The sequence below is a fragment of the Methanobrevibacter sp. genome (assembly GCF_045126245.1).
Classification (GTDB): Archaea; Methanobacteriota; Methanobacteria; order Methanobacteriales; family Methanobacteriaceae; genus Methanocatella.
This window is the reverse complement of sequence record NZ_JBGVOG010000015.1, coordinates 1-24,721: the sequence shown is the minus strand read 5'-3', so window position 1 is coordinate 24,721 and position 24,721 is coordinate 1. Positions and strand designations below refer to the sequence as shown.

The 24,721-nt window shown below is 35.6% G+C and carries 25 protein-coding genes; 16 read left to right on the top strand and 9 right to left on the bottom strand.

Going from position 1 to position 24,721, the window contains the following annotated elements:
- Window positions 1-7: 7 nt before the first annotated feature.
- A complete protein-coding gene (gene fdhD, locus ACJMLZ_RS01075; protein ID WP_405303514.1) occupies window positions 8-754 on the top strand; it encodes a formate dehydrogenase accessory sulfurtransferase FdhD in 747 nt (248 codons plus the stop codon).
- Here fdhD and hxlB read toward each other — a convergent pair whose 3' ends face one another.
- A complete protein-coding gene (hxlB, locus tag ACJMLZ_RS01070; RefSeq protein WP_405303513.1) occupies window positions 755-1,345 on the bottom strand; it encodes a 6-phospho-3-hexuloisomerase in 591 nt (196 codons plus the stop codon). It lies immediately after the preceding gene.
- 67 nt (window positions 1,346-1,412) lie between these two features.
- Between hxlB and ACJMLZ_RS01065 the strand changes: the two genes are divergently transcribed.
- From ACJMLZ_RS01065 to lysS, 5 genes are all read left to right on the top strand, one after another.
- Window positions 1,413-2,279 (top strand): LysR family transcriptional regulator, encoded by an 867-nt coding sequence (locus tag ACJMLZ_RS01065; RefSeq protein WP_405303511.1) that lies wholly within the window; start codon window positions 1,413-1,415, stop codon window positions 2,277-2,279.
- A 177-nt stretch (window positions 2,280-2,456) separates the two neighbouring features.
- Window positions 2,457-3,371 carry a carbohydrate kinase family protein gene (locus ACJMLZ_RS01060; RefSeq protein WP_405303509.1) on the top strand — a complete coding sequence of 305 codons (915 nt, stop codon included), beginning with the start codon at window positions 2,457-2,459 and terminating at the stop codon, window positions 3,369-3,371.
- Window positions 3,372-3,615: 244 nt separating this feature from the next.
- Window positions 3,616-4,914 carry a phosphomethylpyrimidine synthase gene (thiC, locus tag ACJMLZ_RS01055; protein ID WP_405303506.1) on the top strand — a complete coding sequence of 433 codons (1,299 nt, stop codon included), beginning with the start codon at window positions 3,616-3,618 and terminating at the stop codon, window positions 4,912-4,914.
- Window positions 4,915-5,081: 167 nt separating this feature from the next.
- Window positions 5,082-6,272 carry a proteasome-activating nucleotidase gene (locus ACJMLZ_RS01050; RefSeq protein ID WP_405303503.1) on the top strand — a complete coding sequence of 397 codons (1,191 nt, stop codon included), beginning with the start codon at window positions 5,082-5,084 and terminating at the stop codon, window positions 6,270-6,272.
- 85 nt (window positions 6,273-6,357) lie between these two features.
- The gene (lysS, locus tag ACJMLZ_RS01045; protein ID WP_405303502.1) at window positions 6,358-7,941 is read left to right on the top strand and encodes a lysine--tRNA ligase; all 1,584 of its coding nucleotides are present in this window, start codon (window positions 6,358-6,360) and stop codon (window positions 7,939-7,941) included.
- Between the two features lie 29 nt (window positions 7,942-7,970).
- Here the strand turns inward: lysS and ACJMLZ_RS01040 are convergent, their stop codons facing one another.
- The 3 genes from ACJMLZ_RS01040 to ACJMLZ_RS01030 are packed head-to-tail and all read right to left on the bottom strand — an operon-like array spanning window position 7,971 to window position 9,941.
- Window positions 7,971-8,351 carry a GNAT family N-acetyltransferase gene (locus ACJMLZ_RS01040; RefSeq protein ID WP_405303500.1) on the bottom strand — a complete coding sequence of 127 codons (381 nt, stop codon included), beginning with the start codon at window positions 8,349-8,351 and terminating at the stop codon, window positions 7,971-7,973.
- Window positions 8,348-8,818, bottom strand: a complete 471-nt coding sequence (locus ACJMLZ_RS01035) for a nucleoside deaminase (RefSeq protein ID WP_405303498.1) — start codon at window positions 8,816-8,818, stop codon at window positions 8,348-8,350. The genes ACJMLZ_RS01040 and ACJMLZ_RS01035 overlap by 4 nt, the downstream gene beginning before the upstream one ends.
- 34 nt (window positions 8,819-8,852) lie before the next feature.
- The gene (locus tag ACJMLZ_RS01030; RefSeq protein WP_405303496.1) at window positions 8,853-9,941 is read right to left on the bottom strand and encodes a hypothetical protein; all 1,089 of its coding nucleotides are present in this window, start codon (window positions 9,939-9,941) and stop codon (window positions 8,853-8,855) included.
- Between the two features lie 203 nt (window positions 9,942-10,144).
- Between ACJMLZ_RS01030 and polC the strand changes: the two genes are divergently transcribed.
- From polC to ACJMLZ_RS00990, 8 genes are all read left to right on the top strand, one after another.
- Window positions 10,145-13,444 carry a DNA polymerase II large subunit gene (gene polC / locus ACJMLZ_RS01025; RefSeq protein WP_405303494.1) on the top strand — a complete coding sequence of 1,100 codons (3,300 nt, stop codon included), beginning with the start codon at window positions 10,145-10,147 and terminating at the stop codon, window positions 13,442-13,444.
- Between the two features lie 214 nt (window positions 13,445-13,658).
- On the top strand, window positions 13,659-15,977 hold the full coding sequence (gene nrdD / locus ACJMLZ_RS01020) for an anaerobic ribonucleoside-triphosphate reductase (RefSeq protein ID WP_405303493.1): 2,319 nt from the start codon (window positions 13,659-13,661) through the stop codon (window positions 15,975-15,977).
- A gap of 268 nt (window positions 15,978-16,245) precedes the next feature.
- Complete coding sequence (locus ACJMLZ_RS01015; RefSeq protein WP_405303491.1) at window positions 16,246-16,536, top strand: 50S ribosomal protein L21e; 291 nt, start codon at window positions 16,246-16,248, stop codon at window positions 16,534-16,536.
- 5 nt (window positions 16,537-16,541) lie between these two features.
- Window positions 16,542-16,889 carry an RNA polymerase Rpb4 family protein gene (locus ACJMLZ_RS01010; RefSeq protein ID WP_405303489.1) on the top strand — a complete coding sequence of 116 codons (348 nt, stop codon included), beginning with the start codon at window positions 16,542-16,544 and terminating at the stop codon, window positions 16,887-16,889.
- A 159-nt stretch (window positions 16,890-17,048) separates the two neighbouring features.
- Window positions 17,049-17,690, top strand: coding sequence for a DUF655 domain-containing protein (locus tag ACJMLZ_RS01005; RefSeq protein WP_405303487.1), 642 nt, complete (start codon window positions 17,049-17,051; stop codon window positions 17,688-17,690).
- Window positions 17,691-17,699: 9 nt separating this feature from the next.
- Window positions 17,700-18,572, top strand: a complete 873-nt coding sequence (rsmA, locus tag ACJMLZ_RS01000; protein ID WP_405303485.1) for a 16S rRNA (adenine(1518)-N(6)/adenine(1519)-N(6))-dimethyltransferase RsmA — start codon at window positions 17,700-17,702, stop codon at window positions 18,570-18,572.
- 5 nt (window positions 18,573-18,577) lie between these two features.
- The gene (locus tag ACJMLZ_RS00995) at window positions 18,578-19,162 is read left to right on the top strand and encodes a HemK2/MTQ2 family protein methyltransferase (protein WP_405303483.1); all 585 of its coding nucleotides are present in this window, start codon (window positions 18,578-18,580) and stop codon (window positions 19,160-19,162) included.
- Between the two features lie 12 nt (window positions 19,163-19,174).
- Window positions 19,175-19,333 carry a hypothetical protein gene (locus ACJMLZ_RS00990; protein WP_405303481.1) on the top strand — a complete coding sequence of 53 codons (159 nt, stop codon included), beginning with the start codon at window positions 19,175-19,177 and terminating at the stop codon, window positions 19,331-19,333.
- 11 nt (window positions 19,334-19,344) lie between these two features.
- Here the strand turns inward: ACJMLZ_RS00990 and dapF are convergent, their stop codons facing one another.
- Together dapF and lysA are read right to left on the bottom strand one after the other, a co-directional pair.
- Window positions 19,345-20,205: a diaminopimelate epimerase gene (dapF, locus tag ACJMLZ_RS00985; protein WP_405303479.1), complete on the bottom strand. Its 861-nt coding sequence runs from the start codon at window positions 20,203-20,205 to the stop codon at window positions 19,345-19,347.
- Between the two features lie 10 nt (window positions 20,206-20,215).
- Window positions 20,216-21,499: a diaminopimelate decarboxylase gene (lysA, locus tag ACJMLZ_RS00980; RefSeq protein WP_405303476.1), complete on the bottom strand. Its 1,284-nt coding sequence runs from the start codon at window positions 21,497-21,499 to the stop codon at window positions 20,216-20,218.
- 132 nt (window positions 21,500-21,631) lie between these two features.
- Here lysA and ACJMLZ_RS00975 point away from each other — a divergent pair, with 132 nt between their 5' ends.
- Window positions 21,632-22,036 (top strand): NUDIX domain-containing protein, encoded by a 405-nt coding sequence (locus ACJMLZ_RS00975; protein WP_405303473.1) that lies wholly within the window; start codon window positions 21,632-21,634, stop codon window positions 22,034-22,036.
- On the opposite strand, the gene ACJMLZ_RS00970 is transcribed toward ACJMLZ_RS00975, so the two are convergent.
- The 3 genes from ACJMLZ_RS00970 to ACJMLZ_RS00960 form a co-directional block, all read right to left on the bottom strand.
- Window positions 22,033-22,734 (bottom strand): hypothetical protein, encoded by a 702-nt coding sequence (locus ACJMLZ_RS00970; RefSeq protein ID WP_405303471.1) that lies wholly within the window; start codon window positions 22,732-22,734, stop codon window positions 22,033-22,035. The two genes, ACJMLZ_RS00975 and ACJMLZ_RS00970, sit on opposite strands and share 4 nt — an antisense overlap.
- 28 nt (window positions 22,735-22,762) lie before the next feature.
- Entirely contained in the window at window positions 22,763-23,923 is a 1,161-nt protein-coding gene (locus ACJMLZ_RS00965; RefSeq protein ID WP_405303469.1) for an acetylornithine transaminase, read from the bottom strand.
- A gap of 149 nt (window positions 23,924-24,072) precedes the next feature.
- Window positions 24,073-24,303: a hypothetical protein gene (locus ACJMLZ_RS00960; protein WP_405303467.1), complete on the bottom strand. Its 231-nt coding sequence runs from the start codon at window positions 24,301-24,303 to the stop codon at window positions 24,073-24,075.
- Window positions 24,304-24,505: 202 nt separating this feature from the next.
- On the opposite strand from ACJMLZ_RS00960, the gene ACJMLZ_RS00955 reads away from it, so the two are divergent.
- Window positions 24,506-24,721: peptidylprolyl isomerase (locus tag ACJMLZ_RS00955; protein WP_405303465.1), on the top strand; the 216-nt coding region annotated here is incomplete at its 3' end.

Genomic DNA, 24,721 nt, shown 5'->3' with positions numbered 1-24,721 from the left:
TAAGGAAATGAAAATTGAAGAGATTGATGCAATAAATTATAAAAATGGAAATGCAACTGACACCAAAGAAAAGGTTGTAAAAGATGAAACAATCACATTGACAATAAACGGAAGTATAAGCCGCAGCCTATCCGCAATTGAAGATTCACTTGAAGAGTTTGCTGTAGGATACCTATTCAACGAAAATATGGTAAATTCAATGGACGCAATCAAGGAAATAAAAGTTGAAGGCACTCAAATTTACGCTCAAATTGATGATACATTGCTTAAAACAAATGAAACCGTCCTTTGTTCCGATTCTGCCGGAGGATGGAGAAGCAAAATCAAAACCGTGAATCCTGTCGAATCCGATTTCCAGGTAAAAGTTGAAGAGCTGATTTCAAGAATTGAAGAGCTTAAAGACAATGCCGAAATCTGGCAGGCCACCGGCGGAACACATGTTGCGGGGATTGTTTATGAGGACAAGTTTATAGTAAAAGAGGATGTAAGCCGTCATGTGGCTGTAGATAAAGTGATTGGATACGGCTTATTACATGAATTTGACCTTTCACAGTCATACGTAATCTACAGCGGAAGAATGCCTGCGGACATGGTAATAAAAATGACAAGAGCAGGTGTGCCGATACTCGCTTCAAACGCAGCTCCCGCTAATTCAGGATACAACATTGCAAAAAAAGGAAATATTACATTGGTTGGCTTTCTGAGAGGCCAAAGATGTAACATATACAATAATCAGAATAGAATAATCTTCTGATTATTCCAATACTGTGTGTCTTGCTTTCAAATCACTTTCAGTTTGCTGCATTTTTTCCATTAACTCAGAAACAATAGCATCCAAAAATACCAAAGTGGTCAACTCGAATGCAGTACCAAGTGGAGTTAATGAAGTATAATTCCCATGAATTTGACGTTTCATATAATTTTCATCATCAACTTCTTTTTTAGTTCTTCCTTTAACTAGAAGATACCCATCAGCCAATTGGCCTAAAGTTGATTCCGGATAAGAAGTAACAGCCAATACTTTAGAACCTCTATTTTTAGCTATTCTTGCAGCAGAAACTATAGTATTTGTCTCTCCAGAACCTGAAATTGCAATTATGCAGTCTTCTGCATTAATAGCTGGAGATATTGTCTCACCTACCACATATGAACTTAAACCCAAATGCATCAGTCTCATTGCAAATGCTTTAGCTGCAAGCCCGGATCTCCCAGCTCCAGTAACAAAAACATTTTTAGAGTTGATAATAATGTCTTCAAATTGGTTTACTGTTTCTTCATCTAAAAAATCTTGTGCTGTCTCAATATTATCCAATATTGCTCTTATAGACGTTTTCATTATTTCCATTTTATCTAATTCCCAAAAAATTTAAAACCAATATTATTAATTATGACAACAATTTTATATATAATTAATGAAATTTCAAAGCGAAGGGTTAATCAGCTTAAAGATAAATGATGACATTTATGACTATAAACTGTATCAAAGTTTAGAATCATTAGCCCGAACAAAATCCCAGCGAAGATCCGCCAAAGAGTTGAACATTTCCCATACAGTATTTAATAGAAGATTATTGAAAGCTGAGCAGAAATTAGGTCTTAAAATAACACAAAAAGTGGGAAACGGAACATTATTGACTGAAGCGGGAACTGACCTTCTTAACGAATACAGGAAATACATTATTCAAATTAAAAAAACATCAAACATCAATATTGCAGGCGGCCATATAAGTTCCGGACTTCTGGAAAGTATCAGACAGCCATTCAACATAAATGTCTACAGCAGCAGCGACAAGGACGCATTTGAGCTTGCAAAAAGAGGTGCGGTAGATATCTTAACGCTTGACGATCCTTTGATTGCTTATGAGTTGAATATTGATTTTACACCAATAGCTTACGATTACCTCGTTTTGATTTCAAACCCAAATTCAAAAGAGATTAAAAGCATTAACGACTTGGAAGACCTTGAATTTGTAAATGTTGAAGGTTCAGCACAGAGGCTTGCCTGGAACAGTCTGGAACATTATGACATAAATTATAGTCTAAAACATACCGTCAACTCACAGTTTGATGCATTTAAATTAGTTAAAAATTCTGAAAATCTATATAGCTTTTTAAATGCCAGTTATTTTAAGGGAAACGAGATTTTAAAATTTGATACAAGACATGTAATCAGCGTGATTAAGGTAAATGAAGATAAACCCGAAGTTGACGAGTTTATTGAATTTTTACTTAATGACGGACAGGAACTTATTGAAAAACAGGGTTTTACATTAATCTAGAATTACTTTTCAAATGCTCTTGGGAAATAAAATTTAAATTAATAACATATAATTATTAATTACCTCCCAATGACATTATGATTTTGTGAAAAATCATATCAACGACCTATACGATTTTTCAAAACATTAAATAATGATAAGGACCAATATTAAATTGAAATACAAAAAGGCGATATTATGGCAAAAAACAGAGATTTACTAGCAATCGGACACTCTGCTCATGATTATATAATTAGAGTACCTGAATTTCCAAAAGCTAACTTTTCAGCACCTATAACCAATATGAAAACATTTAATGGTGGGGCTGCTGCAAACGTAGCTTGTGTTGGAGCAAAATTAGGATTAAAAACATCACTGGTATCCGCCGTTGGTGGAGACTTTAAGAAAACAGAATACTACGAACATATGCAAAATTTAGGTATCGACACCGAATCACTGATTATAGTTCCAGGTGAAGCAACACCTACAGCATTTGTTTTAACCGATGACAATGGAGACCAAATCAGTTACTTCTACTGGGGTGCCGCACGTGAATTTGCAGAAAGCAAAGTGCCAACCTCTGCAATAAAAAACGCTACAGCCGTTCACCTTGCAACCGGAGACCCTGACTATAACTGGAAATGTTCAGAAGAGGCAAAAAATGAAGATATACTAGTTTCATTTGATCCTGGCCAAGACCTCGGAATGTATGATACCAAAAAATTGAAGGATGTAATCGAAAACACTACAATCCTCTTTGCCAACCATCATGAAATCGAAAGAATTTTGGATGCATTGGAAGTTGACCTTGACGGTTTAAGGGAGTTAGGTCCAAAGATAATTGTAAAAACCTGTGGAGCTAACGGTAGTGAAATTTACTCCAATGAAGATAAGATTAAGATTGATGCAATAACCAGAGAAGCGGTTGACCCAACCGGAGCTGGAGATTCCTACAGAGCAGGATTCCTATCAAGATTCCTAAATGGAGAATCTTTAGAAGAATCAGCCAAATTTGCATCATCAGTCTCATCATTTATTGTAGAGCATCAAGGCTGTCAGACAAACATGCCTAGTTTCGATGATGCATTTGAAAGGATGAATGGATTTTACTAAATCTATTCTCTTTACTATTTTTTAAAGTAAACTTTATTTTTATCAATAATGCTTTAATTTAACAATTAAATATTGAAATAACTTATTTTTTAAAAAAAACTTTATATATCTCAAATATAATAGAATTAAAAATAATCCTATTAATTTAAATAGTATTAAATAAAAATAACAAATTATCAATTAGTATGAGAATATTTTAAAATAAATTTGACTGTTATAAATCTTAATTGAGGGATGATTCAAGATGACACAAATTAGTGATGCGAAAAAAGGTATATTAACCGATGAAATGAAACATGTAGCAGAAATAGAAAATGTTTCAGAAGATTTCATCTTAAGATCCGTGGCGAACGGAACTATAGTAATACCTGGAAATGTAAATAGAGATATTGAAGCTGCAGGTATCGGTGCAGGACTTAGAACAAAGGTAAATGCAACTGTCGGAACTTCAACTGATATTGTGAACTTCGATGAAGAAGTATTGAAAGCACAAATTGCAATCGACAATGGTGCAGACTGTTTAATGGAATTGAGTATTGGTGGAGATTTGGATGTAATCAGAAATAGAGTTTTGGATATGTCTCCATTGCCAGTTGGTTCAGTGCCTGTATATCAAGCGGCTATCGAAAGTATCAGAAGAGACGGTTCTGTAATTTACATGACTGAAGATGACTTATTTAACACCATCGAAAAACAGGCAAAAGATGGTATCGACTTTATGGCAATCCACAGTAGTATCAACATTGAAACCTTGACCAGACTCAAAAGACAAGGCCGTGTAACAGGACTCGTATCCCGTGGAGGATCATTCATGTCCGGATGGATTGTTGAAAATGAAAAGGAAAACCCACTATACGAAAACTTCGATTACGTTTTAGAGATTGCAAAAGAACATGACGTCGTTCTTTCACTTGCTAACGGTATGAGAGCAGGATCTATCGCAGACTCAACCGACAGGGCCCAAATACAAGAATTGATCATTTTAGGAGAATTGATTGATAGATCCCGTGAAGCCGGAGTACAATGTATGATTGAAGGACCAGGACACATTCCGATTAATGAAATTCCAACAAACGTAATGATTCAAAAGAAAATGTGTTCCAACGCTCCTTTCTACATGCTTGGACCTATTGTATGTGACGTGGCACCTGGTTACGACCATATCGTGTCCGCTATCGGTGCAGCATCCTCTGCAAAAGCCGGAGCCGACTTCATCTGTTACGTGACTCCTGCAGAACACCTTGCTTTACCAAATCCAGATGATGTAAGAGAAGGTGTAATTGCAACTAAAATCGGAGCTTATGCTGGAGACCTAGCAACCGGCCAAATTGACGGTTCACAAGATTTAGCAATGGCTGAAGCAAGGAAAAACCTTGATTGGGAAGCACAATATGCTTGCGCAATGTTTCCTGAAGCTGCACGTGCAAAAAGAGATCAAAGACCTCCTGAAGAAGAAGACACATGTACAATGTGCGGTAACTACTGTGCAGTAAAAATCGTTAACGAATGGTTGGACCAATCCGATTCTGACCTTATCAAATAGATAGATTTCTATCTATTTTTACTTCTTTTTTAATTTAACAACTTTTTACATTAAACTACACTTATTTTAACCAGCAAATACCAAAGCCAAAATCTTTTTTTAAAAAACAAGCAGCGCCATAAATGTTAAAATATTATAATAACATAAGTTATACTGAGGGGGAGATTATGGAATCTGTAAAAGAAGCTTCAAAAGAGGAATTGATTGAAACAATCGAATCCTTAAAAAAGGAAAATACCAAAACAAAAGAAGAACTGATGGAGAAAGTCAGAAGTCTTGAAGGCGAACAGCTCAAAACAAATGTCAGCAACCACCAATTGGAAGGTAAAATCAAAGAACTGAAAGGCGAAATCAACTCGTTTAAGAAAACCCCACTAATACTTGCAACAATAACAGAAGTTTTTGACAACAACCAAGTCGGAATTAAAGGCAATGTAGGTCATGAATTTCTAGTAAATTACCCAAGGTCAATCAAAACAGAACTGCTCGAACCAGGAGCTCGAGTTGCGCTAAATCAGAACACCTTAACTGTCGTTAATGTATTTCCTGCAAAAAAGGACAAAGATGTAACCGCTATGGAAATTGACGAAAAGCCTGATGTCACATATGAAGATATTGGAGGACTTGACCCGCAAATAGTTGAGGTTAAAGAAACCGTAGAGCTTCCAATTAAAAAGCCGGAAATATTTGAAGAAATCGGAATTGACCCGCCAAAAGGCATATTGCTTTACGGACCTCCTGGAACGGGTAAAACATTGCTTGCAAAGGCCGTGGCTAACGAAACAAATGCAAGATTCATTAAAATTGTGGCTTCGGAATTTGTCAACAAATATCTGGGGGAAGGCTCAAGAATCGTTAGAGACGTTTTTGACCTTGCAAAGGAAAAGACTCCTGCAATAATATTTATAGATGAAATCGATGCCATCGGAACCAAAAGGGTTGGAAACAGCGAAGGTGCCGACAGGGAAGTTCAAAGGACATTGATGCAGCTTCTTGCAGAGCTTGACGGATTTGATCCAAGAGGAGACATCGGAATAATCGCCGCTACAAACCGGCCCGACATTCTGGATGAAGCGCTGCTAAGGCCAGGAAGGTTTGACAGGACAATTGAAGTTCCTAATCCAGTTAAAGAAAGCAGGCAAAGGATTCTGGAAATACATACCCGAAGGATGAAATTGGATGATAATATAGACCTTGATACCATAAGCGCAATAACAGAAGGCCTTTCCGGCGCTGATTTGAAGGCAGTATGTACAGAAGCCGGAATGTTTGCAATAAGAAGCGAAAGGAAAAAAGTTATTTCCAAAGATTTCCTGGATGCCATCGATAAAATTTTAGGCAATATTAAGGTTAGTTAATTTAACTAATCTTTTTATATTAATAAGAACAAAATTTAATTATAACTTATTTTATGATAACTTTTTTATTATATGGTGAATTTAGATGACACACTGGATAGAAAATGTAGCTAATGAACTGGCTAAAAGAGATGTAGAGGAACACGTTATTGCAAGTGGTACTTCCATATCAGGAAGTATTCACATTGGAAACTCATGTGACATATTTGTAGCCAATGGAATTGGAAAGAAATTAAGAGAAAAAGGAAAAAAAGCCAAAACAATCTGGATTGCTGATGACCATGACCCTTTGAGAAAAGTTCCATATCCATTGCCTGAAGATTATGACAAATACTTAGGAATGCCATACTCAATGATTCCATGTCCTGACGGCTGCTGTGCTAACTTTGTAGAACACTTTGAAAAACCTTTACTTTCCGTTATGGATGACTATGGAATTGAAATGGAAGCCAAATCCGGTTTTGAAATGTATAAAAACGGAGACTATAACGATTACATTAGAACCTCTTTAGAGAAAGTTGAAGAGATTAAAGAAATCTTCAACCAATACAGAAGAGAACCTTTGGCTGATGACTGGCTTCCTTACAACCCTATCTGTGAGGAATGTGGACGTGTAAATACCACTTACGCTTACGATTACGATGGAGACATCATCAAATACAGATGCGAATGCGGACATGATGGTGAGATGGACATCAAATCCGGAAACGGTAAACTAACCTGGAGAGTGGAATGGGCAGCAAGATGGAAAATATTCGGAACCACCTGCGAACCGTTCGGAAAAGACCATGCTGCAAGCGGCGGATCTTACGATGTAAGTAGCGTGATTTCTGAAAAAATCTTCGACTATCCTGCACCATATCCGGTACCATACGAATGGATTACATTAGACGGTGAAGCTATGAGTAAGTCTCATGGTGTATTCTTTGCTCCTGACGAATGGTTGAAAATCGGACCTGCTGAAAGTCTTCACTACTACTTATTTAGGTCAAAACCTATGAAAGCAAAAGATTTCTCCCCAAAAATGCCTTACTTAGACTTCATCGACCAGTTTGATACCGTTGAAAAAGTATTCTATGATGAAGTAGAGGCACCATCTGAAAAAGAAGCAAGGAAATTCAAGGAAATCTATGAAATAGTTCAAATCAACGAAGGAAGTCCTCTTCCATTCAGGCCTCCTTTCAGATTCCTGGTCAACGCTTACCAAATTGCAGGAGACGACTTGGAAAAAATCTTTGAAATTCTTAAGAAAAACTCTCAATTAACCAAAAGCTTTGAAGATAAGGAATTCGCTGACTTGACCGAAACAGAACTGGCCCAATACAGAGAAAGGGTTGACAATGTAATTTACTGGTTAGACACTTATGCACCTAAATTCGTGAAATTCCAAGTGCAAACTAAAAACATTCCAAAATTACCATTGACTGATGAACAGACACAATTCCTAAATGATTTGGCCGATTTAATGGAAAAAACCGAATTTAGTGATGCGACAGAGTTGCACGATGCCATGTATGAAATCCTAGAAGGTCAAGGTTTAAAACCTCAAAAAGGTTTCCAGGCAATCTATAAAATGATTCTTGGTCAAAAACAAGGTCCTAGAGCTGCGTCATTCCTGTTAAGTTTAGACAAAGACTTTGTTGTAAAAAGATTAAGACAAGAAGCTTAATCTTTTAATCTTTCTTTTTTTAAAAAAAATTAAGCAAAAATTTTGAATTCCTTTTCCATGCAGACTTCATCGATGAACTGGTAATCCAATTTTTCAAATATCTCAACCAGGATATCCTCTCTGCTGTCAAAGCTGACCCTGACTTTTTTAAACTCATAATCAATGGCTATTTTTTCAAGCTGCCTGATTAGTTTATAAGCAATCTTTTCACGATTATCATATGAATTCAAAAATAAAGTAGTAATTTCACATGAATCGGCATCATAGACCTTGAAACTGGTGCAACCTACGATTTTACCGAAATTATCCAAAAGCAAAACAACCTGAGGTTCATCCATAAAACAACCGAATGAATCGCAAAATTCAATAAATCTTTCATCCCTCTCATCAGTTACTATAATTTCCATCATTTAACCTCTGTTGTGTTTCCAACCTTTGCCAACTCATCTTCCCAAACACCCGGATTGTTACAGGCAAACTTTAAAAACAAATCTCTGCATCGCATATCATTCAAAACAACAACTTCCACACCGTTGCATTCAAGAAAATTTTCCGCACCCATCAAGGTTGTGTTTTCACCTATTACGACACGGGGAATATTATACAAAATTACTGCACCGGAGCACATCGGACACGGCGATAGAGTTGTATATAATGTACATTTAATATAATCTTCATAATCTAGGCGACCTGCATTTTCAATTGCATCCATTTCGGCATGCAAAACTACAGAACCCCTTTGAATTAATCTATTATGACCTCTAGAAATTATTTCACCATCTTTAACCAGAACGGCTCCGATTGGAATTCCTCCTTCCGTTAAAGATCTTTGAGCTTCCCCAATAGCTTCATTCATAAAATAAGCATCATCAGTCATTTTAAAAAAAATAATTAATAGATGAAAAAATCATCTATTTAAATCTATTAAATAATCCTTTGTTGGATTCTTTTTCTAAAGCTTCCTCAAGTTTAGCTATTTGTTTTCTTAAATCGGAAATTGTTTTATTTGATTCATTGGACAATTTGTCATAGCTGCTTTCCTTAATTTTCAATTGAGAAGTAAGGGAGGAAATCTCTTCCTTAAGTTTAGCGATTGTATGATTATTTTTCTTGTCAACTTCATCTTTATAATCGCCAATTTCAATTAAATCATTTCTTAAGTCGATAACCTCATCGTTGAGTTTTTTGTTCTCATCTTTGGATCTGGTTAATTTGTCATTTACTTCTTTAAGCTCATTGCGTAATTTCTGATTCATATCTTTTAAATGATCAGCTTCAGAAGTGTCAAATGAATCCAATTCTTTTTTCAAATCAGCAATTTTTGCTTCATAGGTTTCTTTAATAGAGTCAAGTTCAGATTCCAATTTATCTGCCCTTACCTTATTAACGGCACTTTCGGCGCCAATTTTTCCGATTTTATCACTTAAATCTTCACTAATATCTAGTTGATCAAAGTATTTCCTAGTAGTTTTTTCTAAAGCATCGGTTAATTCAATCTTTACACTCTTGAGCTCAGAATTTTCTTTTTTAAGCTTTGGAATAACTTTATTAGTCAAGTAGTTAAGTTCACTGGATTGATTAGATAATTTTTCTGATTTTTCAGAAATCTCATTTTTCAACTTATTAATAATGTTGTCATCTGATTTTTTTGAAGTTTTTTCAGCAGGTTTTTTCTCGACCGGGATTTCTTCCGCTTCTTTAGCCGGAGGTTCTTCTTCATCTTCAACAGCTTCTTCAACAGGAGGAACGGCTTCTTCTGCTTCTTCTTGAACAGGCTCTTCATCCTCTTCAACAGCTTCTTCAGAGGGTTCCTCAACAACCTCTTCATCTACTTCTTCAACAACAGGAGCCTCGTCAACAACCTCTGTTGCTACTTCTTCAACGACAGGAGCCTCTTCAATAGGCTCTTCAACTACATCTTCTTTAGATTTTTTAACTTTATCAAGATTTAAACTCATTTTAGTGCCATACATGGCATTAATTGGTTTTTTATCAGACATTTATATCACCAAAATAGCAATAATAAAAAAGTTCAACAACAGTATACTAAAAATAATCTTTTCTTTAACAATATATTTAAATATTTTTTAAATGCACTTTCAATAATAACTTCAACACATATTTTCACACTTGCAAATAATATTAATATTATGAAAATCAATAGATAATTACTGAATTAATTTTTATTATTTGTGGCGATAAAATGGATTATTTTGACAGATTAGAAGCTGATACCCATCACCTATACGAAATAGCTAATGAAGCTAGATCAAAAGGTTTGGATGTTGAAACAAAAACTGAAGTGCCTCTTGCAAAGGATTTAGCTGAAAGAGTAGAAGGGCTTGTTGGTCCTGAAGGTGTTGCAAATCGTATTAAGGAATTGGAACAAGATATAACAAGAGAAGAAGTTGCTTTTGAAATTGCTGCTGAAATTGCATCAGGAACCTTTGAGCTGAAAGGCGAAAAGGCTGATTACAATGAGGAACAGAGATGCGACCAGGGGCTCAGGACTGCACTTGCAATCCTAACAGAAGGAGTTGTGGCGGCTCCCCTGGAAGGTATTTCCCAAGTGAAGATTAAAGAGAACTTCGATGGAACAAAATATATTGGAGTCTACTTTGCAGGACCTATCAGGAGTGCTGGAGGTACTGCTGCAGCACTTGCGGTTCTTTTAGGAGACAAAATCAGACAAGCTATTAATATCGATGCCTTCAAACCGATTGACGAGGAAATAGAAAGATATGTAGAGGAAGTTGAACTTTACGAGTCAGAAGTTACAAACCTCCAATACTCACCAACACCAGAAGAAGTGAGATTCGCTGCAAACCATATCCCCGTTGAAGTTACAGGAGAACAGACTGATAAGGTAGAAGTATCCCACAGGGACTTAGAACGTGTTGAAACAAACAACATTCGTGGAGGAGCCCTCCTTGCGATGGTAGAGGGCGTTATCCAAAAATCCAAAAAGATTCATAAAATTTCAAAGAAATTGAATCTTGACTGGGAATGGCTTTCTGAATATTCAAAACCTAAAACGGATGATTCCACAAGCGATGACAGCGGAGATTCAGATATTGTTAGTGAACCTAAATATATTCAGGATATCATTGGCGGAAGGCCTATTTTAGGTTACCCTTCAGAAAAAGGAGGATTTAGGTTAAGATACGGAAGAAGCAGAAATACCGGTCTCGCCACAATGGGAGTTCACCCCGCCACCATGGCCTTGCTTGATTTCTTGGCTGTTGGAACACAGCTTAAAATCGAATACCCTGGAAAAGGAAACTGTGTCGTTCCTGTAGATTCAATTGAAGGACCAACCGTCAAACTTAAAAACGGCGATGTCGTGATAATCGACAGCATCAAGCAAGCACGTGAACTTAAAAAGGATGTTGTTGAAATTTTATTCCTGGGCGACATGCTTGTTGCATTTGGAGAATTTTTAAGAAACAACCAGCCTTTATACCCGTCAGGATGGTGTGAAGAATGGTGGATTCAATTATTGACAAGAAGTGAAAAATTCGATAAGGACAATAATGATTTGGATTTGCACAAACTCGAATATGATTATATCCCTTCCATTGAAGCATTCAAACTCTCCAAGGATTATGACATTCCGCTTCATCCGAAATACACTTACTGCTATAATGATGTGACTATCGATGATTTGAATTCCCTGATAGATTTAATGAACAAATCCAAATCAGGTTATAAGCCAAATGAAGAATTGAAATTGGACATGTCCTATCCGAAAAGGACACTGGAAATAATCGGTGTTCCCCACAAGGTGCGTGACGGGAAAATCATCATAGACAAGGATCACTCATATTCCCTGCTTGTTACACTGCCTAAAAGATTGCCTCAAAGGAATACCACAATTGAAGCTGTAAACGAAGTGTCACCTGTTGAGATTATGAATAAGGCACCGGCGTACATCGGTACCCGTGTCGGTAGGCCTGAAAAATCCAAGGAAAGATTGATGAAGCCGGCACCTCACGGATTGTTCCCAATCGGCAATTATGGCGGTTCAAGAAGACTGGTGGCAACCGCCGCTAAAAGGGGAAATATAAAAGTTGATTTATCCAGAAGAAAATGTACCAATCCTGAATGTGGAATCAGTTCTTTTAACTCCATTTGTCCAAAATGTGGCCATCCAACCGAAATGGGAAAACCAAGCACTAAAAACATTCCCCTTGCAAGTATGCTTAAAAAAGCTTCAGACAACGTTAAAGTAAGAAGAGTTGATGAGGTGAAAGGCGTAGTTGGAATGATATCCGAAGCAAAACTGCCGGAACCTCTTGAAAAAGGAATATTAAGAGCCAAAAATGAAGTGTTTACATTCAAAGACGGTACAATCCGTCACGATTCAACCGACTTGCCATTGACTCATTTCATTCCAAAGGAAATTGGAGTTACAGTTGAAAAGTTGCTGGAAATGGGTTATGAAAAGGACTGTTATGGAAATCCGATAGAAAATGAAGACCAAATCATTGAGCTTAAGGTTCAGGACATTGTTATATCCGACAATTGTGGAGAATATCTGCTTAGAACTGCACAGTTTATTGATGATGAGCTTACAAGATATTACGGAATGGATGCATTCTATAATGTCAAGGAAAAAAGTGATTTGATTGGACATTTGGTTGCAGGGCTTGCGCCGCACACATCTGCAGGAGTTTTAGGAAGAATAATAGGATTTACCAAAGCTTTAGGATGTTATGCACACCCTTACTTCCATTCTGCAAAACGTAGAAACTGCGACAGTGACGAAGATGCGATAATGTTGCTTTTGGATGCTTTAATCAACTTCTCAAAGACATACTTGCCAAATACCAGAGGGGGAAGTATGGATGCTCCTTTAGTTTTATCATCAAGAATTGATCCCGAAGAGATTGACGATGAATCCCACAATTTAGACATATTCGAAAGATTCCCTGTGGAATTCTATGAAAAGACATACAGTCCACTTAAACCTGCAGAGGTTTTGGAATATATCGACAATGTTGAAAAGCATTTGGGAACTCCAGAGCAATATGAGGGATTGATGTTTTCACACCATACATCAAGCATCCATGCAGGACCGACAGTGTGTCTTTATAAAAGACTGCCATCAATGAGAGAAAAGGTGGAAGCCCAAATCAGCCTTGCCGAAACAATCAGGGCAGTTGATCAAAGAGGGGTTGTGGAGAAAGTCTTATCATCCCACTTCCTGCCGGACATTATGGGAAACTCCCGTGCATTTTCAAAGCAAAAAGTAAGGTGCACAAAGTGTGGTGCTAAATATAGAAGAATGCCGCTTACCGGAAAATGCCACTGCGGAGGCAATCTAATCCTTTCAGTTTCTAAAGGATCCGTTACCAAATACCTTGAAATTTCAAGAGACCTGGTAAGCAGATACCCTGTTTCACATTACCTAAAGCAGCGTTTGGAGATACAGGAGTTTGGTATCAACTCCCTTTTCGAGAGTGACAAATCAAAACAAAGTTCTTTGGATATTTTCTTCTGAAATTCAATACTTTTCTTTTGCTCTCGGACTTTTAATTTTTAATATGAAATACATAATAAATTTCAGAGTAGATAAATACTGTTCGTATTAAGACGAACAATTTATATACTAAAAAAATGATATAATTAATTGAAACTTGTTCGTATTTAAACGAACTATGTTTATACAATTAAGTTCAATATTATAATTGACTATATACTTAAGGTGGATAATAATGGAAAGAAGTTCAGAAATCGGAAATAAATTAAATGAATCCGTAAAAATAAACGTAGAGAAAAATAACGGAATCAAAGAAAGATTCAGTTATGAAAAGCTACTAAAATCATTAGTAATGGTTGAAACACCATTCTTCGAATCTGATAAGATTGTGGCAACTGTTGTATCCCAATTATACGATGGAATTACAACAAAAGAAATCAAAAAAATTGTTTATGAATGTTTAGAAGACATCGATAGTGAAATTGCAAACAAATATTTGGCAAGCACTCAACTAAAAGTACGTACTTCAAGAGACACTATCGAAGCATTCGATTTATCAAAAATTGCCAACACTTTAATTGAAGAAACAGGTGCAAGCCAAGAAACTGCTTTTGAAATTGCTACTGAAACTTGGAAAGAGCTCAAAAAATTAAATGTCGAATACTTGACAGCTCCAATGATCAGGGAAATGGTTAACACCAAATTGATTGAATATGGTTTGGAAGATTTAAGAAGCCGTTATACTCGTTTAGGTATTCCTGTATACAACATCACCTCTTTAATTGAAAACGGTAACAGAGATAACGCAAATATGATTCACAACCCTGAAAGTATTCACAAGCATGTGGCAGACGAAGCTTTAAAACAATACGCACTTTTAAAAATGCTTCCGGCACACTTAGCAGATGCACACATGGCCGGTGACATTCACATTCACGATTTAGAATTCTTCGCAGGCAGGCCTTTAAACTGTATGCAACACGACATAAGGACTTTCATCCAATACGGTCTTAAGGTAGACGGTACCGGTGACCACACCTCCATTGCAGGTGCACCAAACCACATGGAAACCTTAATGAACCACACAGGTGAAATCATGCTTGCAGCACAACAAAACATGTCCGGTGGACAAGGTATGTCCCTTTGGAACGTGTTTGTAGCACCATTTGCAAGAGGAAGAACCTATGACGAAATCAAACAATCAGTTCAAATGCTCGTTTACAACTTGAACATGGCATACGCTGCAAGAGGATCACAGGTTCCATTTACAAGTATGGCATTGGAATTCGGTGTTCCTGACTTCTTGAAAGATGAAACTGCATACGGACCAAAAGGTAAAGTTGTTGGAACTTACGCTGACTTTGAAGAAGAAACCAGATTAATCCAAAGAGCATTTACCGAAACCTTACTCGAAGGGGACAATGAAGGTAAACCTCACTTATTCCCAAATACAATTTACACATTACGTAAAGAAACCATGACCAGCGAATATGAAGAAGACATTCGTTTAGTTCATGAATTGTCCGCAAAATACGGCTCATCCTACTTCGTGAACATGTTCCCTAAATACAGAGGAAAAATGGCTAACTACATGGGTTGCAGAACTTGTTTACAAGACACCTGGACCGGTGACTGGGACCAAGACTGTTTAAGAACCGGTAACTTAGCTTACGTAACCTTAAACTTCCCAAGAATCGGATACCAATCCAAAGATGAAAACCAAGTGTTCGAATACTTGGATGAATACATGGATTTAGCTGTTGAAACCTTAATGCTTAGAAGAGAACAAGGATTGAAATGTTTAAATGATTTCCACATTTTACCGTTCTTAAAACAAAGAGTAGCTGAAGATTCATACTACAGAATCCAAAATTCAACTTTATCCTTCGGTTTCGTTGGACTTAACGAAATGTTATTATCCTTATTCGGTGAAGGAATCGAAAATCCTGACGCAAATAAATTTGGTATAAAATGTCTTGAATACGTTAACCAAAGAGCTGACGAATTGAAAAATGAAACCGGACTCAGATGGAGTGTTTTACAAACTCCTGCAGAATCTACTGCATACAGATTTGCAACCCTTGACAAAAAACAATTTGGCGATCAGGCTATCGTGCAAGGTGAAGGAAATGCGAACTACTACACCAACTCCTCACATGTGCCAGTAGATACCGGAGCATCATTAATTGAAAAAATCAAAATTGAAGAACAGTATCACAGTTTAACTCCTGGTGGACACATCTTCCATGCATTCATGGGAGAATCCTACTCAGACCCAGATTCATTAATGAGTTTAACAAACAAAATTGCCAAAAAATCCGATATCGGATTCTGGGCTTACAGTTCTGCTTTAAGTTTCTGTCTTAAATGTAAAACCTTAATGAAAGGTTTAAACAACACCTGCCCTACTTGCGGTGAAAGCGAAGATGTGGAATGGTATGACAGAATTACCGGTTACGTGCAACAAGTAGGACGTGCAAAATCCGCTTCCGGCGGATGGAACCCAGGTAAACGTCAAGAATTAATTGACAGAAGAAGATTTGAAGATAACTAAATTTTTAGTTATCTTTATCCACCTTATTTTTTACACCAACGACCGTAACCTTAAATTTATAAATTAAAAAAAAATTTTTAAAAATCACCCAAAAACTAAAAGTATATTAATACCATCAAACTAAAATTATAATATTATCATATCACTGATGATAATTTATTATTTTCACATTCTATGTTACTAGTATTTATGGGCTTTTGATACTAGGTAGCTGATAACATAGATTAATTTATATACCCAGTGCAGAACTGATTAAGAGGTTATTCATATGCAAAGATCAAGAGGATTGAAAAGTAGATCAAGAAAAAAAATGACTAAAGTACAAAGGCCAGGTAGAACTAATCCAATTACAAACAGACTCCAAAGATTTGAAGAAGGGGACTTAGTTCACATTACCATTAACCCAAGTATTCAAAAAGGACAACCAGCTCCTAGATTCCACGGTAAAACTGGTAAAATCACTGGTCAAAAAGGAAAAGCTTACATCGTATCTTTAAAAGATGGAAACAAACCTAAAGAATTGATTGTTAGACCAGACCACTTAAAATTACAAAACTGATTTTTATGATCGGAAAAGAAATAATTGAAAATGAGCCAATACCAAGCGCAAAAGTAAAAGAAATTCTTGAAGAGTTTTCCAACGAACATGAATTGAACTATGAGCAAAATCTTACTTTAAACCATCTTTCAAGATTTAAAAAATACTCTGTGGAAGATACCGAAGAAATCATGGAAAAACTCAAAGAAGCATTTCCTAACTTAAGAGACAGAGTAGTGGTTCACATTGTTGATTTAGTTCCAAAGGATTTAGCAGATTTAAGATTGATTTTTGCTAAAGAGCCTTACCAACCAACCAAAGAGGAAATGGAACAAATTTTAGAAATTTTAGAACAATACGATATTCTCGAATAGTTCTAAAACTATTCTCTTTTTTTTATTTATTTTACAATTTAATTGATAACTATAAACTTTTTTTAGATATGTTTATTACATTTAAAAATAAAATTTAATAATGAGGTTATCTTTAGTCAACTTGACAAAAGAAAAAAAAAACAATAGTGAAGTGATAAAATGGATGCTAAAAATAAAAAAGATAAAGGACCAACAGTGAAAAAAGAGGAAAATGCTGTTGTACTTGACTATTTAAGTCGTGGATATGTTAAATCAGACATGTCCAAATTTGGTGGAAAAGCTATTGCTCAAGCTATTGGTACAGAACAATTCACTTTACTAGAATTAGCTCCTAAAAATGGAGTGGATTTAGAGATTCAAGATACTGTATATATCGGAAAAGGAAAAAGAGATAAGATATACAGAGTTCTTGGTAAATTAGATTTTGAAAACTTAACAGCAACTAGTAGAATTGAATTAGAATATGCAATTCGTGACATTGTTGAAGCGCAAGAAGATAGATTTGTTGAATTCTTTAACACTGCTGAAGCATTAAGTACAAGGCTCCATAAATTAGAGTTAATTCCGGGAATTGGTAAAAAATACATGTGGGAAATTATCGAAGCAAGGGAAGAAAAACCTTTTGAAAGCTTTGAGGACTTTTCAAAAAGACTTCCAACACTTGCAGATCCTGCAGGAATGATTGTAAAAAGAGTGCAACTGGAATTAGATACAACAAATCCTAAAAGAGGTAAAAACAAATACAATCTTTTTACACAGCCTCCTAGAGCTCAAAGGAGACAACAAAGAAAACCAAGATAAAGTGATAAATTGACTAGTGATACCTCCCAATCCTTATCTAAAACCACTAAAAGCATTTTAAAACAATATGGGATTACTCTAAACAAAAATCTTGGTCAAAATTATCTAATTGATAAAAATAAACGGGACCAAATTGTCCATTTTGGAAACATTGATAAAAATGATACTGTTTTGGAGATAGGAACTGGAATAGGTACACTAACAATTGAACTTGCTAAAAAAGCTAAAAAAGTGATAGCTATAGAGCAAGATGAAAATATCTATAAAATATTGACCAAACGGCTTAAAGATGAAAAAATAGATAATGTAGAGCTTATTAATGATGATGCATTAAGTGTTGATTTTCCAAAATTCAATAAAATCATTTCAAATCTACCTTATCAAATCTCATCACCAATCACCTTCAAATTTTTAAACTATGATTTTGACCTGGCAATCTTAATGTATCAAAAGGAATTTGCCGAGAGAATGAACGGGGAAGTTGGAAGCAAGAACTATTCCAGACTTTCAGCAATGCTATATTTCAAATGCAATGTGGAAAAATTAACTGATGTCAGCGCTGAAAGCTTCATACCGAAACCAAAAATCGACTCCACTGTTGTTAGATTGACACCAAAAGAAAGCAAGATTTCGGATAATGATTTCAAAACATATTCAAATTTCACAAAAGCGCTTTTCCAGCATAGAAACAAAAAAATCAGAAATGCCCTGATTGATTCAAGACATGTAATAAGCAATATTGATAAAAAAGTTTTAAGACAGCGATTGAATGAAATCGAATCGGAAGAAATCAATGAATACCTGTCCAGAAGAGTAGTTACATTGACTCCCGAAGAAATATTGAAATTATCAAGAGAATTGAATCCTATTTTTAACGAGTAGATAAAATGCCTGAGTTTATAATAAATACTGATGACAACGTGTATATTCCGGCTGAAGATAGCTATATGCTTGCTGATAACTTATTGATTGAAAATGGACAAAGCGTTTTAGAAATTGGAACAGGATCTGGAATAGTTGCAATGTATGCTTCAAAATTGACTGATAAGATTACCGTGACGGATATCAATTTTGATGCCTGCCAGCTGGCCGAGCAGAACTTCAAAGCCAACGGCATCGAAAACATTGAAATATTGTTTGGAAACTTATTTGAGCCTGTGAAAAATAGAAAGTTTGATGTAATTTTATTTAATACTCCATATCTACCGACTGAAGATGGTGAAGTTTTAGATGACACTATAAATTACGCATTTGACGGTGGATTAAATGGTAGGAAAGTTATTGACATGTTCTTAAATGAAGTGAAAAATCATTTAAATGATGGTGGAATTTTGCAGATGATACAGTCTTCACTTTCAGGCAATGAGGAAACATTGCAGAAACTTGATGAATTAGGTTTTATAGCAGAAATAGCTGATAGTGAACACTTCTTTTTTGAAGATATAACATTAATTAATGCTTATAAAATATGATTAGGTGATACTATGGAACAATGGAAAACATCAATAATTATTGGAGTTACACTCATAATATTGGCGGCTATATTTGCCTTGCTTAGAAAAGAATTCAATATTTGGATTATATTAATAATGATACTCGGTTTGCTAGACATTATAGTAGGATATTATAGGAAAAAAAATTAAATTAAGGAGAATTATAATTCTCCATCAAAAACAAGAGTTGCAGGACCTTCCATGAAGGCTCCTAACTTATCTTCTTTTTCATAAACATTGAATTTCAAGTCTCCACCAGGCAAGTGAAGCAGGATGTCACTGTCAAATAAACCTAGTTTGAAACCTGAAATGGCAGTTGATGTAGCCCCGGTTCCGCATGCAAGAGTTACGCCAGCTCCTCTTTCCCAAGTAATCATTTTACCTTCATTTTTAGAAATGACCTCTACAAAATGCACATTGATTTTTTCGGGAAATACTTCATGAGCCTCAATGGCAGGACCGTATTTGTCAATGTCTATTTCATCAACGTCATCAACGAATATAATTGCATGAGGGTTTCCAACACTGATTGCTGTTAAGTTGAATTTGGTATCCAAAACATCCAATTCGCCGTCGAGGAATTCTTCTTTATCTGAAATCATCGGAATTTCGGGAGTTTTAAATGTAGATAAACCCATGTCCACTTTAAATAACACCGGTTCATCATTTTCTAATGTAATTTCAATTGTTTTAATTCCGGCCCGGGTCTCGACAGTCATTTTTTCCTGTTTTAAAATACCTTTTCTGTAAACAAAATCTCCAAAGCATCTGATACCATTTCCACACATTTCAGCTTCGCTTCCATCTGGATTGAACATTCTATATCCAATATCAGCTACATCGGATGGCTCAACAAACAATACGCCATCTCCACCTACTCCAAAATTTCTGTGGCATAATATCCTACATGCTTCAGGTTTATCAGCTTCAGGAATAACTTCCCCTTTACTTTCATCGATTATTGGAAAGTCATTACCTATTCCATGCATTTTTGAGAATTTTAATCCTTTTAAATCAACCATAATAATCAACTTATTTTAAATGTGGTGGGATATTTTGTTTTGCATACAAGTCTTCGAATGTTTCTCTTTCACGGACAAGTGAACATTTACCATCAGTTACTAATACCTCTGAAGCCAATGGTCTGGAATTGTAATTGGAAGACATAGTAAAACCGTATGCTCCAGCATTCAATATACCTAAGATGTCACCTTCTTCCACATCAGGCATCGGCCTGTCACGTGCAAACAAGTCCCCTGATTCACATACGTTACCTGCAATGTCAACTTCCTGAGTGTTTTCCGCATCCATTTTGCTTGCATCAACAATGTGGTGATATGAATCATACATTGCCGGCCTGAGAAGAGTGTGGAAACCTGCATCTACACCAATGAATTTTCTGTAGCTTTGTTTCAGGCTGTTTACGGTTACAAGAAGCACACTTGCATCACCAACCAAGTATCTTCCAGGCTCCAGATACATTGTAGGTGAACCCATGTCATATTGCTCTAATTTTTCTTTAAATAATCCTATGTTGACTTCTGCAAATTTATCCAAATCAACTATGTTTTCTTCAGGAGTGTATGGAATTCCTACACCTCCACCAAAATCAACAAACTCAAAGTCGATTCCAACTTCCTCATGGACTTTACCGGCAATATCCATTGTTGATTCGATAGCCAATTTAAACGGTTCAGGGTCTAAAATTCCGGATCCGATGTGGGAATGCATACCTATTGGATTGAATCCTAATTCTTTAGCTAATGCATAAACATCACTAGCTTCTGAATCCATTATACCAAATTTACTCATCACTCCACCGGTAATACAGTGATCGTGGTGTCCTGCACCTACCATAGGGTTTACCCTGAATGAGATTTTCAATCCTTCAGGATCAACTATTTTCGCCAATCTTTTCAATGCTGAAACTGAATCTATATTTAAAACAGCACCTTCATCATGGACAAATTTTAATTCGTCGTTAGTGATGTTGTTACCAGTAAATAGTATTCTGTCTCCTGAAAATCCAAGCATTTTGGAAATATGGACTTCTCCTGGGGAAACAGCATCAATACAACAACCTTCACTTTCTAAAATTTTCATAACAGCAAGGTTTGTATTGGCTTTACATGCATAAAACACTTTGAAATCAGAATAATATTTTGTAAAAGCGGAATAAAATCTATTATAATTATCCCTGATTCTATTTTCATCGATTACATAGGTTGGAGTTCCGAATTCTTCTGCAATATCTATTGCATCGGCACCACCAATGTCCAAGTGGTTTTTTTCATTGACTTTAATATTTAAATCCATAATTAAAACTCCTAAAAAAGTTACATTATGTTTTTACATTTTAACTTTATAATATTTATAATTACTGAATGAAAACGAGTCTCCGTTGAAATTAATTACTATTAAAACAAAAAATAATAACTGGTGATAAAAATGGATATGCCTTACGGCCTTACAGTGCGTGGAATTATCAAAAATGATGAAGATGAAATTTTAATAGTCAAAAGACATCCGAAATCCAGAACCGACCCTGAAATGTGGGAACTGCCTGGCGGAAAAGTGGAAAGCGGTGAATTTTTCGTTGACGCTCTTGTTCGCGAAATCAAAGAAGAAACAAATTTGGATGTGAAAGTGGGAGACTTTTGCGAAGCCATCCAAAATGATTACATGCACAAAAGAACCGTGCAGATTATGATGTACCTAACAGACATCACAGGAGATGTGAAAATAAGTGATGAGCATACCGACTGGATGTGGGCTAGCTTGGAAAAAATAAAAAGCCTGGAAATTTCAACTTCACTTAAAAAAGTATTGAAAAAAAGAAAAGGAAGAATCTAATCGACCATAATCTGATTTACAATGTTCAGTCTATCCCTTCTGCAATTGGGGCAAGATGAATCCTGATTCAGATAACATATCTCTTCACCACAATCTGGACATAAGTCATAATCATTTCGAATGAATATGGTCAAATCGTTTGTATGGTCTTTGAGAATCTCTTTTATTTCAGAATCTTTTAAATTAGCATGATTTTCTGTAATAACGAACTTATTAATTTGCTTTTTGCAGTTTGAACAGAAATATCCATGATAAATTCCGGCGAATTTATAATCTTCCCCCCTAGAGAAGTCATAGTCATCTTCACCAATGTGAAATTCATCATTGATGTCCAGCGCAAAGGAATAATCCGCCCTTGAAGGCAGATCTGCACCGCAGGTTAGACATCTTTGAAATACATCATCGAACTGGATAATTTTTGAATTATCGTTGTATTGTTCAATTAATTCTATAATCTTTGCATCATCCAAATCTGATGATTTCTTATAAATGATGAACTTGTTGACGAATTTCTTACATTCATAACAATAATAATTGGTAAAAAATCCTTTGACAGATGCATCGAAACTTTCAGCTGATGTAGACATTAGCAATGGTTTAACAATGACCTGTCCGGATTCATCAATCCAAAATATCTGGTCTATTGAAGTATAACTGAATCCGCATGTATTGCATAAGTATTCCACTTGTCTTGCCATTATTAAACCGCCAAATTTTAATTAATATTTATAAAATTTCATCCAATGCCTTTACAAATACATCAATTTCCTCTTTGGTAATTATCAATGGTGGGACAAATCTTAATACATTGCCTGCAGTACAGTTTATTAAAAATCCTGCTTCTCTTAATTTGTCCACATATTCCGCTCCAGGTTTGGTTAATTCCAATCCAACCATTAAACCTTTGCCTCTTACATCGGCGATTATTTCCTTATCTAATTTTTTCAATTCTGAGATGAAATATTCGCCAACTTCATTGACATTATCCAAGATATTCTCCTCTTCAAATGCATCCAAAACAGCATTGGCTGCAGCACAGACCAAAGGACCTCCCCCGAAAGTGGTACCGTGATCACCTGGAACGAAAGCACCGGCTACCTTTTCTGTCGCAAGAATACCACCCATTGGAACTCCTCCACCGATACCTTTAGCCATTGTCATGATGTCAGGCTTGACGCCAAACTGTTCATAGGCAAAGAGTGTTCCGCATCTTCCAAATCCTGTTTGAACTTCATCAACAATGAATACAATGTTATTTTCATGACAAAGCTCTTCCACTTGTTTGAGATAATCCATATCAGGAACATTTACTCCGCCTTCACCTTGAATAGGCTCTACAATAATGGCTGCAGTATTTTCTGTTATGGCTTCTTTGATTGCATCGATGTTGTTATATTCAACATTGATGAAACCTTCAGGCATCACTTGCTTGAATGGCTCATGATATTCCTCATGACCGGTTGCGGCAAGTGTCATGATAGTTCTTCCGTGGAATGAATCGACAGTGGATATCACTTCGCTTTTTCCGGTGTATTTTACAGCCAATTTAATGGCACCTTCATTAGCTTCAGCACCGCTGTTTGCATAAAATATTCTGTCGAAGTCTGTCAAATCAACTAATCTTTTAGCATAAATTAAGGCCGGTTCATTGTAATAGATACTTGAAATGTGAATTAGCTTTTCAGCTTGTTCCTGAATAGCCTTTACAAGTTTTGGGTGATTGTGACCCAATGAATTTACAGCTATTCCTGCAAACATATCTAAATATTCGTTTCCATCAATATCTGTAACTTTTACACCTTCCCCATGATCTAAAACTATTGGTTGTCTTGTAAAAGTGTTAATAAAATAATCATCTTCAATCTTAATTAATTCTTGAGTGTTCATATAAAAACCTCCATAGACTATTTAATCATAGAATATTTTGGATTTCATCTATAATAAATACTTCTACGAGTTATTGAGTATTAAAAAAATAGTTAACCATGAATAAATAAAAAAAAGAAAAAAAATTAAATAAATACGGATTGTGTATTCTATTCACCGTTTACGGCCTTGACTTGTTTGTAAGTTGCATACAATGAATAAATCCAAACGATGAAAACAACCATTCCAAAGATTTGGCTTACAGTATACATTAATATATAACATATTACGGCCAAAACAGCTAAAATAATACCTTTTTTGATATCTTCAGCATATATTAATCCTAATCCGGACCATATGACTGAAAGAATCATTGCAATAATCAAATTTTTCTTAGCCATACTTACCCTCCTTGATTAATATAGTATAAACCATATTATATAAAAATAACATGAATAGAATGTTTTTGCAAATTCTAAAAGAACATTTCTTTTTAAATCTATATCCCTGCACTATTTTCACAATCAAATTCAATATAAATTACTAAAAATATATTAAATAGATTTAATAATAGATTAAACAATATAATAATTAGGTGATAAAATGAAAGTCGCAACAATCGAAACTGAAAAGGGGGATATTGTACTTGAATTATTCCCAAATGAAGCACCAGGAACTGTAGCTAACTTTGAAAAATTAGCTAACGAAGGATTTTATGATGGATTAACTTTCCACAGAGTAATCCCTAACTTTGTAATTCAAGGTGGATGCCCTAATGGAAACGGAACTGGTGGTCCAGGTTACACAATCAAATGTGAA